Source organism: Cryobacterium psychrophilum (assembly GCF_004365915.1).
GTDB lineage: Bacteria > Actinomycetota > Actinomycetes > Actinomycetales > Microbacteriaceae > Cryobacterium > Cryobacterium psychrophilum.
Genome location: NZ_SODI01000001.1, coordinates 2,298,191 through 2,317,441, shown reverse-complemented (window position 1 = coordinate 2,317,441; position 19,251 = coordinate 2,298,191). Strand labels below are relative to the sequence as shown.

The 19,251-nt window shown below is 65.5% G+C and carries 17 protein-coding genes; 11 read left to right on the top strand and 6 right to left on the bottom strand.

The annotated features are described in order from the left end of the window. The first annotated feature begins 26 nt into the window (after positions 1-26). Positions 27-1,583 (top strand): IS1182 family transposase, encoded by a 1,557-nt coding sequence (locus EDD25_RS10880; protein WP_134173290.1) that lies wholly within the window; start codon positions 27-29, stop codon positions 1,581-1,583. A gap of 264 nt (positions 1,584-1,847) precedes the next feature. On the opposite strand, the gene EDD25_RS10875 is transcribed toward EDD25_RS10880, so the two are convergent. Further along, positions 1,848-2,546, bottom strand: a complete 699-nt coding sequence (locus EDD25_RS10875) for an NUDIX hydrolase (protein ID WP_198418857.1) — start codon at positions 2,544-2,546, stop codon at positions 1,848-1,850. An 81-nt stretch (positions 2,547-2,627) separates the two neighbouring features. Between EDD25_RS10875 and EDD25_RS10870 the strand changes: the two genes are divergently transcribed. Next, positions 2,628-3,431: an MBL fold metallo-hydrolase gene (locus EDD25_RS10870; RefSeq protein ID WP_134173289.1), complete on the top strand. Its 804-nt coding sequence runs from the start codon at positions 2,628-2,630 to the stop codon at positions 3,429-3,431. On the opposite strand, the gene EDD25_RS10865 is transcribed toward EDD25_RS10870, so the two are convergent. Genes EDD25_RS10865 through betT form a run of 3 tightly spaced genes read right to left on the bottom strand, consistent with a single transcriptional unit; the run spans position 3,428 to position 8,639 of the window. After that, complete coding sequence (locus tag EDD25_RS10865; protein ID WP_134173288.1) at positions 3,428-4,993, bottom strand: GMC family oxidoreductase; 1,566 nt, start codon at positions 4,991-4,993, stop codon at positions 3,428-3,430. The two genes, EDD25_RS10870 and EDD25_RS10865, sit on opposite strands and share 4 nt — an antisense overlap. Before the next feature lie 23 nt (positions 4,994-5,016). Further along, the gene (locus EDD25_RS10860) at positions 5,017-6,525 is read right to left on the bottom strand and encodes an aldehyde dehydrogenase family protein (RefSeq protein WP_175182992.1); all 1,509 of its coding nucleotides are present in this window, start codon (positions 6,523-6,525) and stop codon (positions 5,017-5,019) included. Between the two features lie 5 nt (positions 6,526-6,530). After that, positions 6,531-8,639 (bottom strand): choline BCCT transporter BetT, encoded by a 2,109-nt coding sequence (gene betT, locus EDD25_RS10855; RefSeq protein WP_134173286.1) that lies wholly within the window; start codon positions 8,637-8,639, stop codon positions 6,531-6,533. 332 nt (positions 8,640-8,971) lie between these two features. Between betT and EDD25_RS10850 the strand changes: the two genes are divergently transcribed. Next, positions 8,972-9,646: a GntR family transcriptional regulator gene (locus EDD25_RS10850; RefSeq protein WP_166671279.1), complete on the top strand. Its 675-nt coding sequence runs from the start codon at positions 8,972-8,974 to the stop codon at positions 9,644-9,646. Between the two features lie 63 nt (positions 9,647-9,709). Here the strand turns inward: EDD25_RS10850 and EDD25_RS10845 are convergent, their stop codons facing one another. After that, positions 9,710-11,335 carry a thiamine pyrophosphate-binding protein gene (locus EDD25_RS10845; RefSeq protein WP_134173284.1) on the bottom strand — a complete coding sequence of 542 codons (1,626 nt, stop codon included), beginning with the start codon at positions 11,333-11,335 and terminating at the stop codon, positions 9,710-9,712. A 116-nt stretch (positions 11,336-11,451) separates the two neighbouring features. Here EDD25_RS10845 and EDD25_RS10840 point away from each other — a divergent pair, with 116 nt between their 5' ends. Genes EDD25_RS10840 through EDD25_RS10825 form a run of 4 tightly spaced genes read left to right on the top strand, consistent with a single transcriptional unit; the run spans position 11,452 to position 15,078 of the window. Then, entirely contained in the window at positions 11,452-12,372 is a 921-nt protein-coding gene (locus EDD25_RS10840; RefSeq protein ID WP_166671278.1) for an ABC transporter substrate-binding protein, read from the top strand. Continuing rightward, the gene (locus EDD25_RS10835) at positions 12,372-13,325 is read left to right on the top strand and encodes an amino acid ABC transporter permease (protein WP_134173282.1); all 954 of its coding nucleotides are present in this window, start codon (positions 12,372-12,374) and stop codon (positions 13,323-13,325) included. Before EDD25_RS10840 ends, EDD25_RS10835 begins: the two co-directional genes overlap by 1 nt. Further along, positions 13,322-14,086 (top strand): amino acid ABC transporter ATP-binding protein, encoded by a 765-nt coding sequence (locus EDD25_RS10830; protein ID WP_277871686.1) that lies wholly within the window; start codon positions 13,322-13,324, stop codon positions 14,084-14,086. The genes EDD25_RS10835 and EDD25_RS10830 overlap by 4 nt, the downstream gene beginning before the upstream one ends. Beyond that, positions 14,086-15,078, top strand: a complete 993-nt coding sequence (locus tag EDD25_RS10825) for a C-terminal binding protein (RefSeq protein WP_134173281.1) — start codon at positions 14,086-14,088, stop codon at positions 15,076-15,078. Before EDD25_RS10830 ends, EDD25_RS10825 begins: the two co-directional genes overlap by 1 nt. Positions 15,079-15,269: 191 nt before the next feature. On the opposite strand, the gene EDD25_RS10820 is transcribed toward EDD25_RS10825, so the two are convergent. Continuing rightward, the gene (locus EDD25_RS10820) at positions 15,270-15,659 is read right to left on the bottom strand and encodes an NUDIX hydrolase (RefSeq protein WP_134173280.1); all 390 of its coding nucleotides are present in this window, start codon (positions 15,657-15,659) and stop codon (positions 15,270-15,272) included. A gap of 235 nt (positions 15,660-15,894) precedes the next feature. On the opposite strand from EDD25_RS10820, the gene EDD25_RS10815 reads away from it, so the two are divergent. The 4 genes from EDD25_RS10815 (at position 15,895) to EDD25_RS10800 (ending at position 19,088) form a co-directional block, all read left to right on the top strand. Continuing rightward, positions 15,895-16,668, top strand: coding sequence for an IclR family transcriptional regulator (locus tag EDD25_RS10815; RefSeq protein ID WP_134173279.1), 774 nt, complete (start codon positions 15,895-15,897; stop codon positions 16,666-16,668). A gap of 103 nt (positions 16,669-16,771) precedes the next feature. After that, positions 16,772-17,779, top strand: coding sequence for a thiamine pyrophosphate-dependent dehydrogenase E1 component subunit alpha (locus EDD25_RS10810; protein ID WP_134173278.1), 1,008 nt, complete (start codon positions 16,772-16,774; stop codon positions 17,777-17,779). Continuing rightward, complete coding sequence (locus EDD25_RS10805; protein WP_134173277.1) at positions 17,776-18,861, top strand: alpha-ketoacid dehydrogenase subunit beta; 1,086 nt, start codon at positions 17,776-17,778, stop codon at positions 18,859-18,861. The genes EDD25_RS10810 and EDD25_RS10805 overlap by 4 nt, the downstream gene beginning before the upstream one ends. Beyond that, a complete protein-coding gene (locus tag EDD25_RS10800) occupies positions 18,858-19,088 on the top strand; it encodes a biotin/lipoyl-containing protein (protein ID WP_134173276.1) in 231 nt (76 codons plus the stop codon). Before EDD25_RS10805 ends, EDD25_RS10800 begins: the two co-directional genes overlap by 4 nt. Positions 19,089-19,251 lie beyond the last annotated feature (163 nt).

Genomic DNA, 19,251 nt, shown 5'->3' with positions numbered 1-19,251 from the left:
GCGGGCCGATGATTAAGACTTGATTCATGCAGGGTCGTGATGATGGTCAACGTCAGCTTTTGGATGTCGAGTCGATGGCGGGGCATATGCTTCCAGCGGGTTCCGTGTTCAAGTTCCTCGCCGATCATCGGCACGAGTTGTTCCCCGATGACGCGTTCGAGGATTTGTTTCCGTCCGGTCGGGGGCGCCCGTCCACGCCAGCGGATGTGATCGCGTCGGTGATGGTGTTGCAGACGTTGCATAGCCTCTCGGATCGGGAAACGGCCGAGGCGGTCACGTTCGACTTGCGGTGGAAAGCGGCCTGCGGGTTCGCGTTGACGGACGCGTCGTTTCATCCGACGGTCCTCACGTATTGGCGCCGCCGCCTCGCGAACAGCACGCGCCCCCACCGTATTTTTGAGGCAGTGACCGAGGTTATCGAGCAGTCCGGGGCGTTATCGGGTCGGAAGCGACGTGCGTTGGACTCCACAATTTTGGAGGACGCTGTCGCGCGTCAGGACACCGTCACACAGCTCGTTGCGCAGATCCGCCGGGTGGGCCGGGAGATTCCCGGCGCGGATGTGCTCGTGTCCGCGTTGACCGGTCACGATTACGCGAAGCCAGGGAAACCGGATATCGCGTGGGATGACCGAGCCGCTCGCGACGACCTCGTGTCCGCGCTCGTCACCGATGCCCTGTCCTTGCTGGCCGGCATTGACCCGACGGTTCTCACCGACGCGCAGCAGGAAACCGTCGCCCTGCTCGCGTTGGTCGCCGGGCAGGACGTTGAGCCGGCAGACGGGTCGCATGAAACGGAGGGGCGGTGGAAAATTGCGCGGCGGGTCGCCCCGGACCGGGTCATTTCCACCGTTGATCCTGATGCCCGTCACGCGCACAAGAGCCGGCAGAAGAAAGTCGACGGCTTCAAAAGCCACATCATCATCGAACCGGACACGGGCCTGGTGACCGCGGCGATCCTGACCAAGGCGGCTGGTTTGGCCAACAGCGACGCGGCCCGCGGCATGGAACTAGTCACCAAAGACACGAGCATCGGCGCCCAGAACGTCGATGTTCTGGGCGATTCTGCTTATGGCAGTGGTGAGCTTCTCGCCGCGATCACCGCCGCCGGTCACACCGCGATCATCAAACCACCGCCGCTGGGACGGGCGATTCCCGGCGGCTTCACCGTCGATGATTTCACTATCGACGAGACCACGAACACGGTCACCTGCCCAGCGGGTCAGACCCGCCCACTCAGTGCTGCGGGGCGCGCAAGTTTTGGTAGTTCCTGCGCCACCTGCCCCCTCATGACGCAGTGCACGACGGCGAAGAGCGGCAAGAAAATGCTGCTCCGTGAGCATGACGCCATACGCCGGGAGCACCGTGTCCGGGCTCAGGATCCGCTCTTCCAAGCCGATTATCGACAACACCGGCCGATGGTTGAACGCTCCATCGCCTGGATGACACGCAAGTCCCGCCGCGTCCCTTACCGAGGCGTCGTGAAGAACAACGCGTGGTGGGTGAATCGGGCGGCCGGAATCAACCTTAAACGGCTTCTGAACCTCGGCCTCACCCGCCAGAGCGGGATCTGGGCCATGGGATAACACCCCGGAAGACGGCCACCCACGGCCGCCGGCCGCAGACGGCCATCAGAGACCGCAACCGCCCCGCACGCGAAGATCAACACCACCACAAAAACGAGAAATGAGAGGCGTCACCATGAAATACACAGGCCAAAAATCGCTCTCACGACTCGCCAGGCCTCCCCACAACCCCTAAATCAGCAGCGTCCTAGCGCCGGTAGCACTGCCGGTGCAGCGTCTCCAGCACGTCCCCACAGGCGCCCCGCCCTGCGTTGACCCGCGAACCTACTCGAGTGCGCAAATGTAGACCCAGGGCAGCACTCCGATCTCGAGGCGATGGCGCGGGCCATCCGCTTCGGACTGCGCGTCGTCGAGGAAGGCGACGTCGTCACTCCAAAAGACGACCGAACCATTCGCGCTCTGCCCGAAGCGGGACTCGAAGTGAGCGAGCCCACCCTCGCTTGCCTGGCGAAGCGCCGCGTCAACGGAGAGGTGGTCCGCGAGTGCGTTGAGGGTCACCCAGGTCGGCGGAACGAGCCGGAGGGTGCCGCCGGCGTGCAGCTCAAGAGCCGCATGCGGGCGGATCCATGCGTAATCGACTGCTTCTTCCGGGGCGAGGGTGATGGTGCCGGCGGGCGCCGGCGCCCAGTAGAACCACGTACGCAGGCGTTTCGGCGCGCCCGCCGGCGGAATCCAGCACGCGGTGAGCATGAGAGATCCGGGCGTAAGGTCCAGGCCGGTCTCCTCCTGCACCTCGCGCACGGCCGCCCGTTCGGCGACTTGCACCTCGTCCAGTCCTGCGGCGTCCACAAGGTCTTCCGGGTCGACACCCCCGCCCGGAAAAACCCACGCTCCGGCGAACGATCCACGGTCGTGCGGCCGTTCCAGCAGCAGCACCTCCGGCCCAGACTCTCCGTCGCGCAGCAGCACGACCGTCGCCGCCACGGGGGGTACGGGCGTTCCATCGGTCTGGTCTCGCATCATTGCGCTGTTCCCGTTTCTCTTCACACTGCAGTCGATCCCACCATAACGCCAGCCACCGCGTACGGCAGTAGGCTGCGAGGCATGAGAGAATTCGTCCCGGCCGCCATCGGCGAGCGCACCAGCGACCTCACCCGACAGCTGCTGGCGCCCAATGCCGGCCCCATGACCCTCGACGGCACCAACTCGTATCTGGTGGCCGCGCCAGGTTCGATCGGCCGAGTCGTGGTCGATCCGGGCCCCGTGCATGAGGGCCATCTTGCGGCCCTCGCCGCGGCCGGCCGCATCGACCTCGTGCTCATCACGCATCAGCACGCCGATCACAGCGCCGCAAGCGTTCGATTTGCCGCGATGACGGGCGCCCCGGTGCGGGCTCTCGACCCGGCGTTCTGCGTGGGCGGCGATCCTCTGCGGGGTGGCGAGGAGATTCATGTCGCCGGTACCCGCATCGTCGTCATCGCAACACCGGGGCACACCGCCGACTCCGTCTGCTTCCATCTGCCCGACGACGGCGAGAACGGGTCGATGCTCACCGGAGACACCATTCTTGGCCGCGGAACGACGATCCTCGGGCACCCCGACGGCACCCTGGACGATTACCTGAACTCCCTCGACGTTCTTCAAGGCTTCGGGCCGGCGACCGTTCTGCCAGCCCACGGCCCGGTTCTTCCCGACCTGGCCGCCGTGTGCGACCAGTATCTCGAGCACCGCAGGCAACGCCTCGACCAGGTGCGCGCTGCCCTCGCCGAATTGGGTGATGACGCCACGGTCGCGCAGGTCACCGACGTGGTCTACGCCCAAACGGATGCCTCGGTGCGGTTCGCCGCCGAGGCATCCGTTCAGACGCAGCTCGCCTACCTGCGGGAGCAGCCCCACGCGAGCCGCTAGGCGGCGCGGGCCGCCTTCACGAGCAGGGCGCAGCGTTCACCGATCATCATGGTCGTGATGTTGGGGTTGACGCTCACGAGCTCGGGCATGACGGAGGCATCGGCCACCCGCAATCCGGTGACTCCCTTGACGCGCAGCTCGGGGTCGAGCGGCGAGCCGATGTCATCCACGGCGCCCATCCGCACGGTGCCGGCCGGGTGGTAGACGGTGTTGTGGGTCTTCTCGATGTACGCGGTGATCTCGGCATCCGTCTGCACGGCCTGTCCGGGATACAGTTCAACACCCGCCCAGGCGGCCATCGCCGGCTGGGCCACAATCTCGCGGGCCTTGCGGATGCCGGCAACCATGACACGCATGTCGTGCGGGTCGGTGAAGTAGCGCGGGTCGACGAGCGGCTTGTCTCGGTAGTCGCGGCTGCGCAGCTTGACCGTTCCGCGGGAGCGGGCGTGGGTGACGTTGGGGGTGAGGCAGAAGCCGTTCTCCGTGGTCGGGTACCCCTGCCGAGCCGTGTGCATGTCGAAGGGCACCGAACCGTAGTGGAACATCAGGTCGGGCCGGTCGAGTCCGTCTTCCGTGGTGGTGAAGATGCCCAGTTCCCACCACTGGGTGGACTCTGTGGGCATCGGCTGCTTGGCCTCCCACTGGATCACGCCCTCCGGGTGATCCTGGAAGTTCTCCCCGACGCCGGGGGAATCCGCGAGCACCTCGATGCCGTGCTCGCGCAGCTGCGCGGCCGGTCCCACCCCGGAGAGCATGAGCAGCTTCGGGGAATCGATGGCGCCGGCGGAGAGGATGGTTTCGGCGCGGGCGGTGAGCGCATGGGTGCGGCCGGCCGCGTCGACGACAAGGACACCGGTGCAACGCTTCGCGGCGTCGAAGGTGAGCTGGCGGGCGCGCATTCCGGTGAGCAGAGTGAAGTTCTTCCGGTCCCGGATCGGGTGGATGTAGGACACCGAGGAAGACGACCGCGTGCCGTCCGCCTGCCGGTTGATCTGGAAGAAGCTCGCGCCATTGACGACCGTGGTGCCGGAGTTGAACGTGGTCCGGGGAATCCCGGTCTGCTCGCAGGCATCGAGCAGGGCGACCCCGCAGGGGTCGTTCGGGGGCACGTCCATGAGGTGCACCGGACCATCGTGGCCGTGGTGGGGCGCGGGGTCGGTGTTGGTTTCGAGCTTCTGGAACAGCGGGAAGGTGTTCTTGGCCTCCCAACCGGTGGCGCCGTGCTTTCCGGCCCAGTCGTTGAGGTCTTCCGCGGGAGCCCAGAAGGCGATGCAGGAGTTGTGGCTGGAGCAGCCGCCCATCACCTTGGCGCGGGCGTGCCGCATGAAGGAATTGCCGTGTTGTTGCGGTTCGATCGGGTAGTCCCAGTCGTAGCCGGACTCGAGCAGTTCCATCCAGCGGTCCAGCTGCAGAATGGCGTCGAGGCCGCGGTCGTCGGGGCCGGCCTCCACGAGCGCAACCTGCACGGCGGGGTCTTCGCTGAGCCGGGCGGCGACGGCCGCTCCCGCGGATCCACCGCCGATCACGACGTAGTCGAAGTCAGTCTCTGTTGGTGATGTCATGTCTGTCACTCCTCCAGCGACGCTCAGCGCGCCGCGAACCAGCCGGTGACCGCCGGGGCGATGTTCTGGTAAATGTGCTTGGTTTCCTGGTATTCGGCCAGGCCGTTCGGGCCGAGCTCACGGCCGATGCCGGACTGGCCGTAGCCGCCCCATTCCGCCTGCGGCAAGTAGGGGTGGAAGTCGTTGATCCACACGGTGCCGTGGCGCAGGCGCTTGGCCATCCGCTGCGCCCGGCCGGCGTCCTGGGTCCACACGGCACCGGCGAGGCCGTAGACCGTGTCGTTGGCGATGAGCACGGCTTCGTCTTCGGTTTCGAAGGTTTCCACCGTCACGACCGGGCCGAAGGCTTCGTCGATGACGACGCTCATGCCGCGTTCCACCTGATCCAGGATGGTCGGGGTGTAGTAGAAGCCCTTCTCGAGATCTCCCGTGCCCCAGGTTCCGCCGCAGCGCAGCCGAGCGCCTTCGTCGAGTCCCTTTTTCACGTAGGCGCTCACCTTGTCGCGGTGCGCGGCCGAGATCAGCGGCCCGGTCTCGGCGTCGGCGTCGAAGGGGCCGCCCAGTTGAATCTGGTTGGCGCGGCGCACGAGTTCGTCCACGAAGCGGTCGGCAATGGACGCCTCAATCACCAGTCGTGAACCGGCGGAACAGACCTGTCCGGAGTGCACAAAGGCGCCGTTGAGGGCGTTGTCGACGGCGGCGTCGAAGTCCGCGTCAGCGAAGATCACGTTGGGGTTCTTGCCGCCGAGTTCGAGGGCCACCCTCTTCACTGTTCCGGCCGCGGCCGCGGCGATAATCTTGCCCGTTTGGAGGCCGCCGGTGAACGAGACGAGGTCGACGTCGGGGTGGCTGGACAGGGGCGCGCCGGCCACGGCGCCGACGCCGAGCACGAGGTTGGCGACACCGGCGGGCAGGCCGAGGTCGTCGAGCAGCACCATCATGAGAATGGCGGTGTGCGGGGTGAGCTCGCTGGGCTTGAGGATGAACGAGTTGCCGGCGGCGATCGCCGGGGCAATCTTCCAGGCGGCCTGCAGCAGCGGGTAGTTCCACGGGGCGATGAGCCCGCAGACCCCCACCGGTTCCACCACGATGCGGCTGACCACGTTCTCGTCACCGGCATCGACGATGCGACCGGCGTCCTGTCCGGCGAGCTTGCCGAAGTAGGTGAAGCAATTGGCGATGTCGTCCATGTCGATCTCGCTCTCGACCAGACGTTTGCCGGTGTCGAGGGTTTCCGCGCGAGCGAACTCGGCCTTGCGCACCCGCAGTTCCGCTCCCACGCGCAGCAGAAAGTCGCCCCGCTCTGGAGCGGGAACGGATGACCAGACGCCACTATCGAAGGCCGTGCGGGCGGCGGAGATGGCCGCGTGCACATCCGCCGTCGTGGCTTCGGACACGGTGCCGACCGGCTCTCCGTCGGCCGGACAACTGATGAGTCGGGTGCCGGCATCGGCGGAGGCAATCCACTGGCCGTTGATGAACAGCGTCGCGGTTGTCGTTGTCGTTGTCGTTGTCGTTGTCGTTGTCGTCATGGTGCTCATTTCTTCACGTCTTCAGAATCAAAATCGGCTTCCCAGTTGTCCTTGGCCGCCTGGTCCTGAGCCAAGGCAGTATTGCCTGGCTCGCTACGATTGAGGTGCAGGAATTCCAGGTGTGTCTCGTAGTGGTCGAGCACGTCGGTGATGACCTGCTCTTTGCTGTACCCCATCAGGTCGTAGCCGTGGCTGCCCTCGAGGGAGAACACCTCCATGCGGTAGTACTTGCCCTGCTCTGACGTGCTGCGCACGGCGTACGTGGGAATGTCGAGCTGCACCGGGTAGATCTGGTACTTGAACCCGCGCTCGTCGCCCATTGAGACGTGCAGGTCGACGTGCGGGATCTGCAGCCCCTTGACGACATCTTCGGTCAGGGTGACTTCGGCGCCCTGGGCACGGAGTTCATCGCTCACCTCCTGCAGCGCCGGCTGCGCCACGGTGGTGACGAAGCGCTCGGCCTGGCGCTGGCCGGGGTAGCTCATCGCCCGGGTGAGGCGCTGGCGCCAGTTGCGTGCGCGGGCCGGGTCGCCGCTGTGGCCGGAGAGCAGCCCGGGCAGACTGACCCGATAGCTGTCCGCGACGGTTTGTTCCACGCGCAGGGCCTTGTACAGGCCCAGCATGATCAACAGCAGCACCGCCGAGAACGGCAGGCCCATGATGATGGTGGCGTTCTGCAGCACCGGGATACCACCCACGAGGAGCATCGCTAGGGTCAGCACGCCGGTGGTCACCGCCCAGAAGATCCGCAGCCACTTCGGGCCGTCCGATTCGGAGTTCTTCAGGTGCGAGGTGAAGTTGGACATCACGAGCGCGCCGGAGTCGGCCGACGTGACGTAGAAGAGCAGGCCGGTGAAGGTGGCGATGCCGGCGCTCACCGGGGCCATCGGGAATTGGTCGAGGAGTGAGTAGAAGGCCCTCTCCGGCGAGTTCATCGCGATTTCACCGAAGCCGGCGTCACCGCCGATGACGATGGCCAGCGCACTGTTGCCGAAGACGGCGATCCAGAGCAGGATGAACGCGAACGGCACAACGAGCACGCCGGAAACGAACTGACGTATGGTGCGGCCGCGGGAAATGCGGGCGAGGAACAGTCCCACAAACGGTGCCCAGGCGATCCACCAGGCCCAGAAGAACAGCGTCCACGCGTTCATCCAGTCGTCGGGCCGGTCGTAGGAAAAGGTGTTGAGCGTCATGGCGGGGAAGCGGCTGAGCGTGTCACCGACGTTCTGCACGATGCTGTCGAGCAGAAACGCGGTGTTGCCCGCCACGAGCACGAACAGCATGAGTGCGACTGACAGCAGCACGTTCAGTTCGGAGAGGCGACGGATGCCGCGCTCCACGCCGGTCACGGCCGACACCGTCGCCATCACGACCGAAAGGGCGATCAGGGAGCCCTGCACGAACATGGACTGCGGGGTGCCGAACATGAACGTCAGGCCGTAGTTGAGCTGGGCGACGCCGATGCCGAGGCTCGTGGCGATACCGAAGATGGTGCCGAGGATCGCGGCGATGTCGACGGCGTGCCCGATCGGGCCGTGGATGCGCTTGCCGAAGATGGGGTATAGGGCGGACCGGATGCTCAGCGGCAGGTTCTGCCGGTAGGCGAAGTATCCGAGGGCCAGGCCCATCAGGGCGTAGAGTGCCCAACCGGTGATTCCGTAGTGAAAGAGGGTCCAGACCATGGCCTGGCGGGCGGCTTCGACGGTGCTCCCGTCGCCGCTGGGCGGGGCCAGGAACTGGGTGACCGGTTCGGACACGGAGAAGAACATCAGGTCGATGCCAATCCCGGCCGCGAAGAGCATCGCGGTCCAGGTGAACAGGCTGTATTGCGGACGCGAGTGGTCCGGCCCCAGCCGGGTCTTGCCGACCCGGGACAGGGCGATGTAGATCACGAAGGCGAGCACGAGGGTGACGATCAGGAAGTAGTACCAGCCGAGGTTGGTGGACACCCAACCCACAACCGCACCGATGACCGTGCTCGCGTTGTCGGGGGCGAGAATAGCCCACAGCGCTATGGCGATGATGCCACTCGCGGAACCGAAGAACACCGTCTTATTGACCCGGGACGGGGCTTCGTCAGCCTGAGTGGAAATGTGGGCAGGCTGAGACATGTGGAACCTTACTGTTGGAGCGACGCGTCCCTCCCCTGCAATGAAGGCCAGAACTCACATAGTCTAACAAAAGCCGAGGATTATCGGTACAGCGAGTTTCGAAGGCATTTGCCTATAGCGGCCCCGGTCCGAAGTCCTGGACCGACGTTCCCGACCCCCAGCTAGAGAATCCCACCGATGTCGTCGTGCGGTGCATACGACCACGATCTGCGGCGCCGATCTGCACCCTCGTTGCCGAGTCCGGCGCCCATAACCGGAGGCGCCGACGCGCCGAGTGCGGTCCTAATGTTGGACGATACAACAATGCGATGAACGCGGATAGACTGGCGTCCATGCAAGGGTTGACTAAGATGTCCGTTCAGCGCGTCAGTACCGCGGAACACGTGCGCGATCACATCACGACACTGATCCTCAACGGTGATCTGAAACCCGGCACTCCACTGCGGGAGAACGCGATCGCCACCACTCTCGGCGTCTCCCGCAATACCGTTCGCGAAGCGGTGCTGCTGCTCGGCCAGAGCCGACTCATCCGCCACGAGATGCACCACGGGTCCATCGTCGCCGAGCCAACCAAGGATGCGCTCATCAACCTCTACGACGCTCGCCGCGGACTTGAAGTGGGCGCCGTCTCCCTGCCGGCCAACGCTGAAGTCACCGCCGGCATCAAGTCGGCGCTGGACGACCTGGAGCTCGCGGCAGCGGGAGGCGACAACCGCGAAATCGTCGAGAAGGACCTCGCGTTCCATGCCGCCACCGTTCACAATTTCGGCAGCGAGCGCATCGACGCCTTCTACGCCCAGATCGCGGTTGAGCTCTCCTTCTTCCTCAACGCCCTCGCCGCATCGCGTCTCGACTATGCAGAGGACGAGTTCTTCCTCGACGAACATCGCCGCATCTACGAGGCGATCGCCGTCCAGGACCGCGCCGCCGCCGCAGGCTACGTCGAGCAGCACATCAACCTGACCATTCGTCGGCTGCAGGCCCGGCTCGACGCCGTCAAGGCCTAGACGCCATGACGCCGGGTTGTTCTTCCCCCGCACCGGCGGCGGGGGAAGAACAACAGGCCGCTGCTACGGGAAGTCGAGGCAGATCACTGTGGGACCCCGGCGGCCGAGGGCCGCCCGGGCACGAGTGGCAGCATCCTGCGCGTTCTCTGCGCGCTCGCCGGTCGCTCCGATCGCGTTGGCCAGGGCAACCAAGTCGGGAACGTGCAGGTCGACTCCGACCGGGGCGATCCCCCGCGCCGCCTGCTGGTCCCGGATCTCGCGGTAGCCGCCGTTGTTGGCGACCACGACGACGATCGAGAGTCCCTGCTCGACCGCGGTAACCAGCTCCTGGATGGAGAACATGAGCGCGCCATCTCCTAGGAGTGCGACGACGGGCGCGTCGGGCTTGGCAACCTTCGCTCCGATTGCGGCAGGGAGGGCGTAGCCGAGCGTCGCAACGCGGGGCATGTAAAGGAACGAGTTCTTCGACGGAACCGGGAAGAAATGCACCGTCCCCATGTATGTGACCTGTGATGAGTCGCCCGCGATGATCGTGTCCGCGGGCAGCGCCCTGCGGAGCTCGTCGTTCAACTCGAACCAGGTCTCACCGTCGGCCCGAGCCTCGGCGGCGAGGGCAGCCTTGACCTCGGCCAGGTCGCGGGCTGCCGATTCTGTGGGTGCCGCGGGAGCCTCCTGCTCGGCCAGGCTCGCGACGATCGCCGAGAGAGCCTCCGTGGCATCCGCGTGGATCGCGATCCGCGCCGGGGCGTTCAGCGTCAACTGGCTCTCGGCGATGTCGATCCGGATCACATTCGGCGACGTGATCTTCCCTTCCCAGAGGTCGGAGTCGCCAAGCTCGCTACCCACGACCAGCAGTGCGTCACTGCCGGCCAGCCATTCCTGGGCCGACTTGAGTCGAATGTTGGCCCCGAGAGAGAGCGCGTGATCCTCCGACAGCACTCCCTTGCCGTTGCAGGTCGAGATCACGGGGGCCGAGAGCCGCTCGGCGAGCAGGCGAACCTGCTCGTCGGCCCCGCGGGCCCCTCCACCGGCGATGATTGCCGGGCGCGTGGCGCCGCCGAGCAGCAGCGTCGCCTGCTGCACCAGGGCTTCGTCGAGCGCCGGCGTCACGATATCGCCAGCCGTGGCGACCTCGCCGTCCCAGTCCTGCCCGAGCACGTCGCACGGGATCTCCACATAGACCGGGCGCGGCCGCCCCGTGGCCAAGACCTCGAAGGCATGCGCGATCGCCTCGGTTGCTTCCTGCGGCGTGTTTGCCCTCGTGCTCCACTCGGTCATGCTCGCCATCGCGGCGAGGGTGTCCTTCGTGTCGTGGAGTTCGCCACCGTCGAGGTACTCGGTGCCGGAAGGAAGGCCCGAGGAGATGATGAGCACCGGACGGGATTCCGCGTAGGAGGTTCCGGCGGCGACCATCGCGTTCAGCGTGGCCGGACCGCTGGTCGTGATGACGACGCCCGGCTTGCCTGCGACCTGGCTGTAGCCGTCGGCCGCGTAGCCGGCGCCCTGCTCGTGGCGATGCGTGACGGGCCTGATGCCCAGGCGCACCAGATGTCGATAGATCTCGAGGTTGTGCGTGCCCGGGATGCCGAAGATCAAGTCAACACCGTGCTTGTGCAACGTCTCGGCCACAGCCGAACCGCCGTTCCGGTGGAGGGCGGTTCGGGTCGCGTCAGTCTGATTTATCGTCATAATTGCTCCATCGTAGGACAATTTTGCGCATGGCGAGTTCAAATGTTCTACAATCATGCAATATCGTTTGATCATCACGTGAAGTGATGCCCCCACTCAATGCTCAAGGAGGAGTCATGTTGTCCATGAAGAAGCGCAGTACTCGAAAGGCCATTATTCTCGGGGCGGCGTTCGCGATCGCCTCGACCGTTCTTGCCGGGTGCGCCACGGGCGCCGGTGACAAGGCGGCCGACAAGGCCCCGTCGAAGACCGCGGACTCCACACTCGCCGCCATGCTCCCCGCGGACATCAGGGAAGCCGGCGTTCTCAAGGTCGGCACCGAGGCGTTCTACCCGCCCTTCGAGTACCTCGACGCGGACAACACCACGGTGGTTGGCCTCGACATGGCCCTGTTCAACGCCATCGGCGCCGAACTCGGCCTCAAGGTGAAGGTCACGAACATGGCCTTCGACGGGCTGCTCCCGGCCCTCGACGCCAAGCGCATCGACGTCGTCGTTGCCGCGATGACCGACACCACGGCGCGTCAGGCCAAGTACGACTTCGTCGACTACTTCCTGACCGGACAGGGCATCGTCGTGCCGGCCGGCAACCCGAAGAACGTCAAGACCGTCGAGGACATGTGCGGCCTCAAGGTCGCCGCCCTGGAAGGCTCGACCCAGGTCAGCCTGCTGGAGAAGTTCAACACCGAGGAGTGCTCAGGCAACCCCATCACCGTGACGGCTCTCGCCACGGACGCCGACGCCATGCTGCAGGTGCACAGCGGACGCGCCGACGCCTCCTTCTCGCAGGACGCCGTCGCGCGCTACAACGCCCAGGCCGAAGGCGGCAAGGGCAAGTTCGAGATCGGCAACGACCAGCCCCTCCTGCCCGTCCTCATGGGTCCGATGTTCGGCAAGGATGACGCCGAGCTTCGGGACACGGTCCAGGCAACGGTCGAGAAGCTGATCGCCAACGGCACGTACCAGTCCATCCTCGACGAGCACGACCTGGGCTCCGGCGCCGTCACCGACGTCACCGTCAACGGCGGCACGCTCTAATGGACGGCCAGCCGGCGTCCAGCGGTACGAAGACACCGATCCGCGCCATCCCGGTTCGGCACTGGGGACAGCAGATCTCGGGCGTCATCGTGGTCGCCGTGCTGGCCGCGTTCCTGTATGCCGTCGCTACGAATGACAACCTGAACTGGTCTGTCATCGCGGCGAATCTATTCGGCCCGACCATCCTGAGCGGACTCTGGGTCACCATTTCCCTGACCATTCTCTCGATGATCATCGGCGTCATCCTGGGCGTCTCCGTGGCGGTCATGCGCCTGTCGCCGAACCGGGTCCTGAACTCGGTGGCGGGCGGATACATCTGGGTCTTCCGTGGCACCCCGGTGCTCGTCCAGTTGCTGCTCTGGTTCAACATGGCCCTGTTCTTTCCGAGGCTCGGGCTGGGCGAGTTCAGTCTCGACACGAACACGGTGATCACTGCCTTCGTGGCCGCGCTGCTGGGTCTCGGCCTCAACGAAGGCGCCTACATGGCGGAGATCGTTCGTGGTGGCATCCTGTCGGTCGACCACGGCCAGAGCGAAGCCTCCATGGCGCTCGGGATGCGTCGCCGGTCAACCATGTTCAAGATCGTGCTGCCGCAGGCCATGCGGGTCATCATTCCGCCGATGGGCAATCAAGTCATCACCATGCTGAAGATGACATCGCTCGTCACCGTCATCGCGGCGCCGGACCTGCTCAACCGGGCACAGGTCATCTCATCGCGTAACTTCTACATCTTCGAGTTGCTCATCGTCGCCAGTATTTGGTATCTCGCCCTGACGACGATCTCAACGCTGATCCAGATGCGCCTGGAGAAACGGTTCGCCCGGGGGGTCGCCGGCACGGCGCCTCGCCGTCAGCGAGTACTGCGTAATCTCAAGCCGGGCCGAGCCACCTCCCCGGTGGCTCCCCCGGTCGACCAGCCCATCGTCGACACGAAAGGTGGAGCGGGCTCATGAGCACCCCCATGGTCAAAGCAGAAAACGTCCACAAGTCATTCGGCCACGTTGAGGTGCTCAAGGGCATCGACCTCGAGGTCCGCACCGGCCAGGTCTTCTGCCTGCTCGGACCGTCCGGCTCTGGGAAGTCCACCTTCCTGCGCTGCATCAACCACTTGGAACGCATCGACGCGGGCCGACTGTCCGTTGACGGCCAGCTTGTCGGGTACCGCGAGCGGGCAGGCAAGCTATACGAGCTGAACGAGAACGAGGTCGCGGACCAGCGCCGCGACATCGGCATGGTGTTCCAGCGCTTCAACCTCTTCGCCCACATGACTGCGCTGCAGAATGTGATGCTGGCTCCGATGGATGTCCGACGCGAGCAGAAGAAAGAGGTCAGGGAACACGCCCTGCAGCTGCTGGAACGGGTCGGTCTCGCCGACCAGGCGCACAAGTTCCCGTCGCAGCTCTCCGGCGGCCAGCAGCAGCGCGTGGCGATCGCCCGCGCCCTGGCCATGAAGCCCACGCTCATGCTCTTCGATGAGCCCACCAGCGCCCTCGACCCGGAACTGGTCGGTGAGGTGCTTGATGTCATGCGCGATCTGGCCACGAGCGGCATGACAATGATCGTGGTTACCCACGAGGTCGGCTTCGCCCGCGAGGTCGGCGATCACCTCGTCTTCATGGACGGCGGAGTCGTCGTCGAGCAGGGCGCTCCCAAAGACGTGCTGTCCAACCCGCAGCATCCGCGCACGCAGTCGTTCCTCTCCAAGGTTCTGTGATGGCGGTGCCGGAGCGCAAGCCACTCGCGATCTACACCGACAATGAGGACATCGACCCGACCCCGGGCATCCGCTTACTGGAGCAGAGCGGCTTCGAGGTTCGATTCCTCGAGACCCTCGACCCGGATCGCATCCTCGCCGAGGCCCAGGGCGCCCAGGCCCTGCTCGTGGGGTACGCGCCCATTCCGGAACGCGTGATCGCGGGCCTGCCGGACCTGCGCGTCATCTCGCTCATCTCCATGGGTTTCGACCACATCGATCTCGATGCGGCGAGGGCCGCGGGCGTGTGGGTGACCAACCTGCCCGGCGTGGCCAGCGAAGAGGTCGCCACGCACGCGCTCGGACTCATTCTGGCGACAGTTCGGGATCTGCCCTTCTTCGAGCGCGTCATCGGCATCGACTGGAACGCGCGTCCGGCGGTGACCCCTCCCCGCCTGAGCCAGAAGACGCTGGGCCTGATGGGGCTGGGTCGCATCGGCGCGAAGCTGGCCGAGTTCGCGTCGCCCCTGTTCGGCCAGATCGTCGGTTACGACCCGTACGTCGCGCAGAACCAGGAGGCTGCTGCGCACCTGGAGTCGCTCGGCGTGCGCCTGGCCGGTTTGGATGAAGTGCTCGCCTCGGCCGATGTGCTCTCCCTGCACCTACCGCTGACGCCCGAAACCCACCACGTGATCAACGCCGAGTCGATCTCGCGCATGAAGCCCGGCAGCTACCTCATCAACGTGAGCCGCGGTCAACTGATCGACACGACGGCCCTCGTGGAAGCGCTGGACAGCGGCCAGATCACCGCGGCTGGGCTCGACGTTCTCGACACCGAGCCGGCTCCCCCCGATCATCCGCTGATCACGCACGATCGCACGATCGTGACGCCTCACGTAGGGTTCCTCTCCGAGCACACGCTCGCGGAGTATGTGCGCATCCAGGCGCAGAACGTCATTTCGCTGGTTCGAACGGGCGAGCCCGAGACCCTACCGGTGGTCGACCCGCGCTGACCCCGCGCGTTCGTTCGTTCGTTCGTTCGTTCGTTCGTTCGGGTCAGAACTGCCGGAAGGCCGGGAATCCACTGGATTCCCGGCCTTATTTTTGCGGCAGGAGGAATGTTGCGCTTCCCACGAGGGCGAGCGCGCTCATCATGACCCCGCTGATGATGATCCACAGCAGGGCGGACGTGCCTACCTCCTCGTCACAGCTGGTGCCACTGGCGGAGACTGTCGAGGAGGCCCCGCGTCACGTTCAGTGTTCGAAGCTCACCGGCGGTCGCCCACCGAAGCCCGGCGGCATCGCTACCCGCGGCGAATACCCCATCGAGAGGCTCGGTTGTGAAGCAGTGGATCTCGAAGAGAGTGCCATCCGGCGCCGCCCGCTCCAACGTGCCGACCTCAGCGACGACGCGCACCCCCAGTCCGGTCTCCTCCCTCACCTCACGCACGAGGGCGTCGTGCAGGGTCTCCCCGGGCTCGACCCTGCCGCCCGGGAGAGTCCACCGGCCTCTCTCCGGAGAGGCGGATCGCAGCACGAGAAGATAGCGACCGGCGGGGTCCCTCACCACCGCACTGACAGCGAGGCTTCCCACGCTTGCCTCGTTCCTACGCCGGTTGGGGATGCCGCCGGGGCGTCATCCGCGGACTGATGTTCACAGCCTAGGGGACGACCAGGAGACTATGAATGCCGTCCTCTACCTATCTTCCCCGGCCGATGGGAGTCACTCTTCTCAGCGGCTGAGTGGAAGACCCTCGTCCCGGCCACAGGGGTCAGGGATCGCATTTGTGACGGCGAACCACCGGAACGCTATCCTATGACTGGAGTCAATGATGACCGCATCGCACGACCACACCCTGATCGCGTCGGTTCAGCGAGCCGTGCAACTGGTCGACATCGTCGCCAACGCCGCCCGGCCGACGCCGGTGAAGGTACTGGCCCAGGCATCCGGTCTCAGCCTGGGCACCACATACAACATTGTGCGCACCCTCGTGCACGAGGGATACCTCTCCCGTGAACCGGACGGGCTTGTGCTCGGTGACCATTTTCCGAGCCTCCGTTCGCGGGACGATGAGGGAGTCGTTCTCGCCCGGGTGCGAGGCACCCTCCGCCGCGTCACCACTGAGCTCGGCGCCACGGCCTACTTCTCACGATTTAGCGAGGGCGAGGTCAACGTCATCGACATCGTCGACGCCCCGAGGAACCCGCGCGTTGAACTCTGGGTCGGCATCGACCACAGCGCCCACGCCACGGCACTTGGCAAGCAGATCCTCACCGAGCTCGACGCCGACGGACGCCTCGACTATCTGTCGCGGCATCCGCTCGCCCAGCTCACCCGCCACACGATCAGCGACCTGCCCACCCTGCTCAATCAGCTGGAACGCCGCCCCTCCTCGGCCATCGACACCGAGGAGTACGCCATTGGGTGCACCTGCATCGCGGTTCCGGTTCGGGCTCCCGGCGTGGTGGCCTCGCTGGCCGTGTCTCTGGCGTCAGATCTGAAACCAGTCGACACGGAGCCCCTGGTGCGGCGCCTGCAGACATTCGCCGGCAAACTGTCACTCCAATTGGGGGCCGAACGATTCGGTCAGTTCACCATCTGAAATCCGCGCCCTTTCGCGGTCGCTCCACCGCACGTAGCGTGAGCGTCACAACCGTGTGCCGAAGCAACCGCCTCGCCGCATGCGGCCCATGTGAGGAGAAGCAATGACGCTCTACCCCGCCCTGACTGACGATATGCGTCGCGAGATGTTGCAGACAATGGTGCTGATACGCACCTATGAAGAGGCGATCCTTCGGGAATATCACGCCGACAAGAGTCCCGGCTTTGACATTGGCGCCGGGCTGATCCCCGGCGAGATGCACCTGTCCGCCGGGCAGGAACCGGTAGCGGCGGGCCTCGGTCTCCATTTGACCAAGGACGACGCACTGACAGCCACCCACCGCCCGCACCACGTCGCCATCGCCAAGGGCGTGCGCTTGCGAGAGATGACCGCGGAGATCTTCGGGCGAGAAACCGGCCTGGGTCGCGGTCGCGGCGGACACATGCACCTGTTCGACCCCGAGACGCATTTCTCCTGCTCCGGCATCATCGCCGAGGGTCTTCCGCCAGCACTGGGCCAGGCGTTCGCTTTTCAACGGCGCGGCACCGACCGCGTGGCCGTCGCCGTCGCCGGCGAAGGCGCGGCGAACCAGGGCGCGTTCCACGAGTCCCTCAACCTGGCGGCGCTGTGGAAACTACCGGTGGTGTTCGTGATCGAAGACAACGACTGGGGCATCTCTGTTCCCCGTGCCCAATCGACCTCGGTCACCTCGAATGCCGTTCGCGGCGCAGCCTATGGCATGCCGGGCGTCCGCGTGGAAGAGAACTCGGTGGAGGGCATGTACGAGGCCGCCGGCGAAGCGATCGCACGGGCCCGCGCCGGAGACGGGCCCTCGCTGATCGAGGTACACACTCTGCGGCTCTGGGGCCACTTTGAGGGTGACGCCCAGGGCTACCGCACCGATCTGGACGGAGTGCCCGGCCGGGACCCCCTGCCCACTTACCGCAACACGCTCACGGCGGAGGGCGTGCTGACCGATTCTGATTTCGCCGCCATGGAGGCATCCGCTTCAGAGCTCGTCGAAGACGCCATCGACTTCGCCAAGGCGTCGCCGACGCCCAGCCCCGCCAACGCCCTGGACTACGTTTTCGCAGAAGGAGCACGCTCATGACCGCCGCACTGCCCACTGCCTCGCTGCACACCGTCGGCCCGAACCTTGCCGTGGAACCCGATGCCGGCACGCGCAAGCTCTCAACGGCCAAGGCTATGCAGGAAGCCATTGCACAGCAGATGCGCACTGACGATTCGGTGTTCGTGATGGGCGAGGATGTCGGGCCCTACGGCGGCATCTTTTCGTCCACCACCGGGCTGATCGAGGAGTTCGGGCCGACCCGCGTCATTGATACCCCCATCTCAGAGACCGCTTTCATCGGCACGGGCATCGGGGCTGCGATCGAAGGGATGCGGCCGGTTGTCGAACTCATGTTCTCGGACTTCTTTGGAGTCTGCATGGACCAGATCTATAACCACATGGCCAAGATTCACTACGAGTCAGGGGGCAACGTGCAGGTGCCCATGGTGCTCATGACGGCTACCGGCGGCGGGTACTCTGACGGAGCGCAGCACTCCCAGACCCTGTGGGGCACGTTCGCGCACCTGCCGGGAATGAAGGTGGTCGTGCCCTCAAACCCGTACGACGCGAAGGGCCTCATGACGGCGGCGATCCGGTCCAACGATCCGGTGGTCTTCATGTTCCACAAAGGGGTGATGGGGCTCGGCTGGATGAAGAAGAACCGGCGCTCCATCGGGGCCGTTCCCGAAGAGCCGTACGAGGTGCCGATCGGCAAGGCCAAAGTGGTGCGCGAGGGCACGGATGTCACGATCGTGACCCTGTCACTCTCGGTGCATCACTCGCTCGATGTCGCCGAAAAACTTGCTGACGAGGGCATCAGCGTCGAAGTCCTCGACCTGCGCAGCCTGGTGCCGCTTGACCGCGACGCGATCATCGCATCAGTGTCAAAAACCGGGCGTCTGATCGTGGTCGACGAGGACTACCAGTCGTTCGGTCTCTCCGGCGAGGTGATCGCCTCGGTCGTCGAGCGGGCACCCGGGCTGTTGACACACGTGTCGCGGGTGTGCCTGCCGGATGTACCGATCCCGTATGCCAGCCAGCTTGAGTACGCAGTGCTGCCCACGCCCGCGCGAATCGAGGCGGCCGTGCGTGAAGCCATGGGCGGTGGAGTCGCGTCGTGAGCGAGGTGATTTTTCCCAAGATGTCGGCGGCCGCCGATGCGACAGGCGTGATCGTCACGTGGTTCGTTGATTCCGGAGACTCGGTGACCCCCACCACCCTGATCGCCGAGGTCGCTGTCGACAAGGTGGACGCCGAAGTCTATCCGGAGACGGGCGGCGTCATAACGTTGCTCGTCGCCGAGGAGGCCGAGGTGGTGCAGGGCAGCGTGATCGCGACGATCACGTAGCCCGGCCGGGATCCCAGCAGCGTTCCGTGCACGCTGGCGGGAACCGCGGCGGACTATGGTTCCTGGTGTGCCGGGCGCCGTAGTCCGCCGCGGCAACCCACGCGCGCTGACGACGGGCTAGAAGTCCCAGTCGTCATCTTGGGTGTTGACGGCCTGCCTAGAG

Coding starts and splice junctions, on each gene's coding strand:
- EDD25_RS10880 (WP_134173290.1), top strand. CDS start 27: ATGCAGGGTCGTGATGATGGTCAACGTCAGCTTTTGGATGTCGAGTCG.
- EDD25_RS10875 (WP_198418857.1), bottom strand. CDS start 2,546: ATGATGCGAGACCAGACCGATGGAACGCCCGTACCCCCCGTGGCGGCG.
- EDD25_RS10870 (WP_134173289.1), top strand. CDS start 2,628: ATGAGAGAATTCGTCCCGGCCGCCATCGGCGAGCGCACCAGCGACCTC.
- EDD25_RS10865 (WP_134173288.1), bottom strand. CDS start 4,993: ATGACATCACCAACAGAGACTGACTTCGACTACGTCGTGATCGGCGGT.
- EDD25_RS10860 (WP_175182992.1), bottom strand. CDS start 6,525: ATGACGACAACGACAACGACAACGACAACGACAACGACAACCGCGACG.
- betT (WP_134173286.1), bottom strand. CDS start 8,639: ATGTCTCAGCCTGCCCACATTTCCACTCAGGCTGACGAAGCCCCGTCC.
- EDD25_RS10850 (WP_166671279.1), top strand. CDS start 8,972: ATGCAAGGGTTGACTAAGATGTCCGTTCAGCGCGTCAGTACCGCGGAA.
- EDD25_RS10845 (WP_134173284.1), bottom strand. CDS start 11,335: ATGACGATAAATCAGACTGACGCGACCCGAACCGCCCTCCACCGGAAC.
- EDD25_RS10840 (WP_166671278.1), top strand. CDS start 11,452: ATGTTGTCCATGAAGAAGCGCAGTACTCGAAAGGCCATTATTCTCGGG.
- EDD25_RS10835 (WP_134173282.1), top strand. CDS start 12,372: ATGGACGGCCAGCCGGCGTCCAGCGGTACGAAGACACCGATCCGCGCC.
- EDD25_RS10830 (WP_277871686.1), top strand. CDS start 13,322: ATGAGCACCCCCATGGTCAAAGCAGAAAACGTCCACAAGTCATTCGGC.
- EDD25_RS10825 (WP_134173281.1), top strand. CDS start 14,086: ATGGCGGTGCCGGAGCGCAAGCCACTCGCGATCTACACCGACAATGAG.
- EDD25_RS10815 (WP_134173279.1), top strand. CDS start 15,895: ATGATGACCGCATCGCACGACCACACCCTGATCGCGTCGGTTCAGCGA.
- EDD25_RS10810 (WP_134173278.1), top strand. CDS start 16,772: ATGACGCTCTACCCCGCCCTGACTGACGATATGCGTCGCGAGATGTTG.
- EDD25_RS10805 (WP_134173277.1), top strand. CDS start 17,776: ATGACCGCCGCACTGCCCACTGCCTCGCTGCACACCGTCGGCCCGAAC.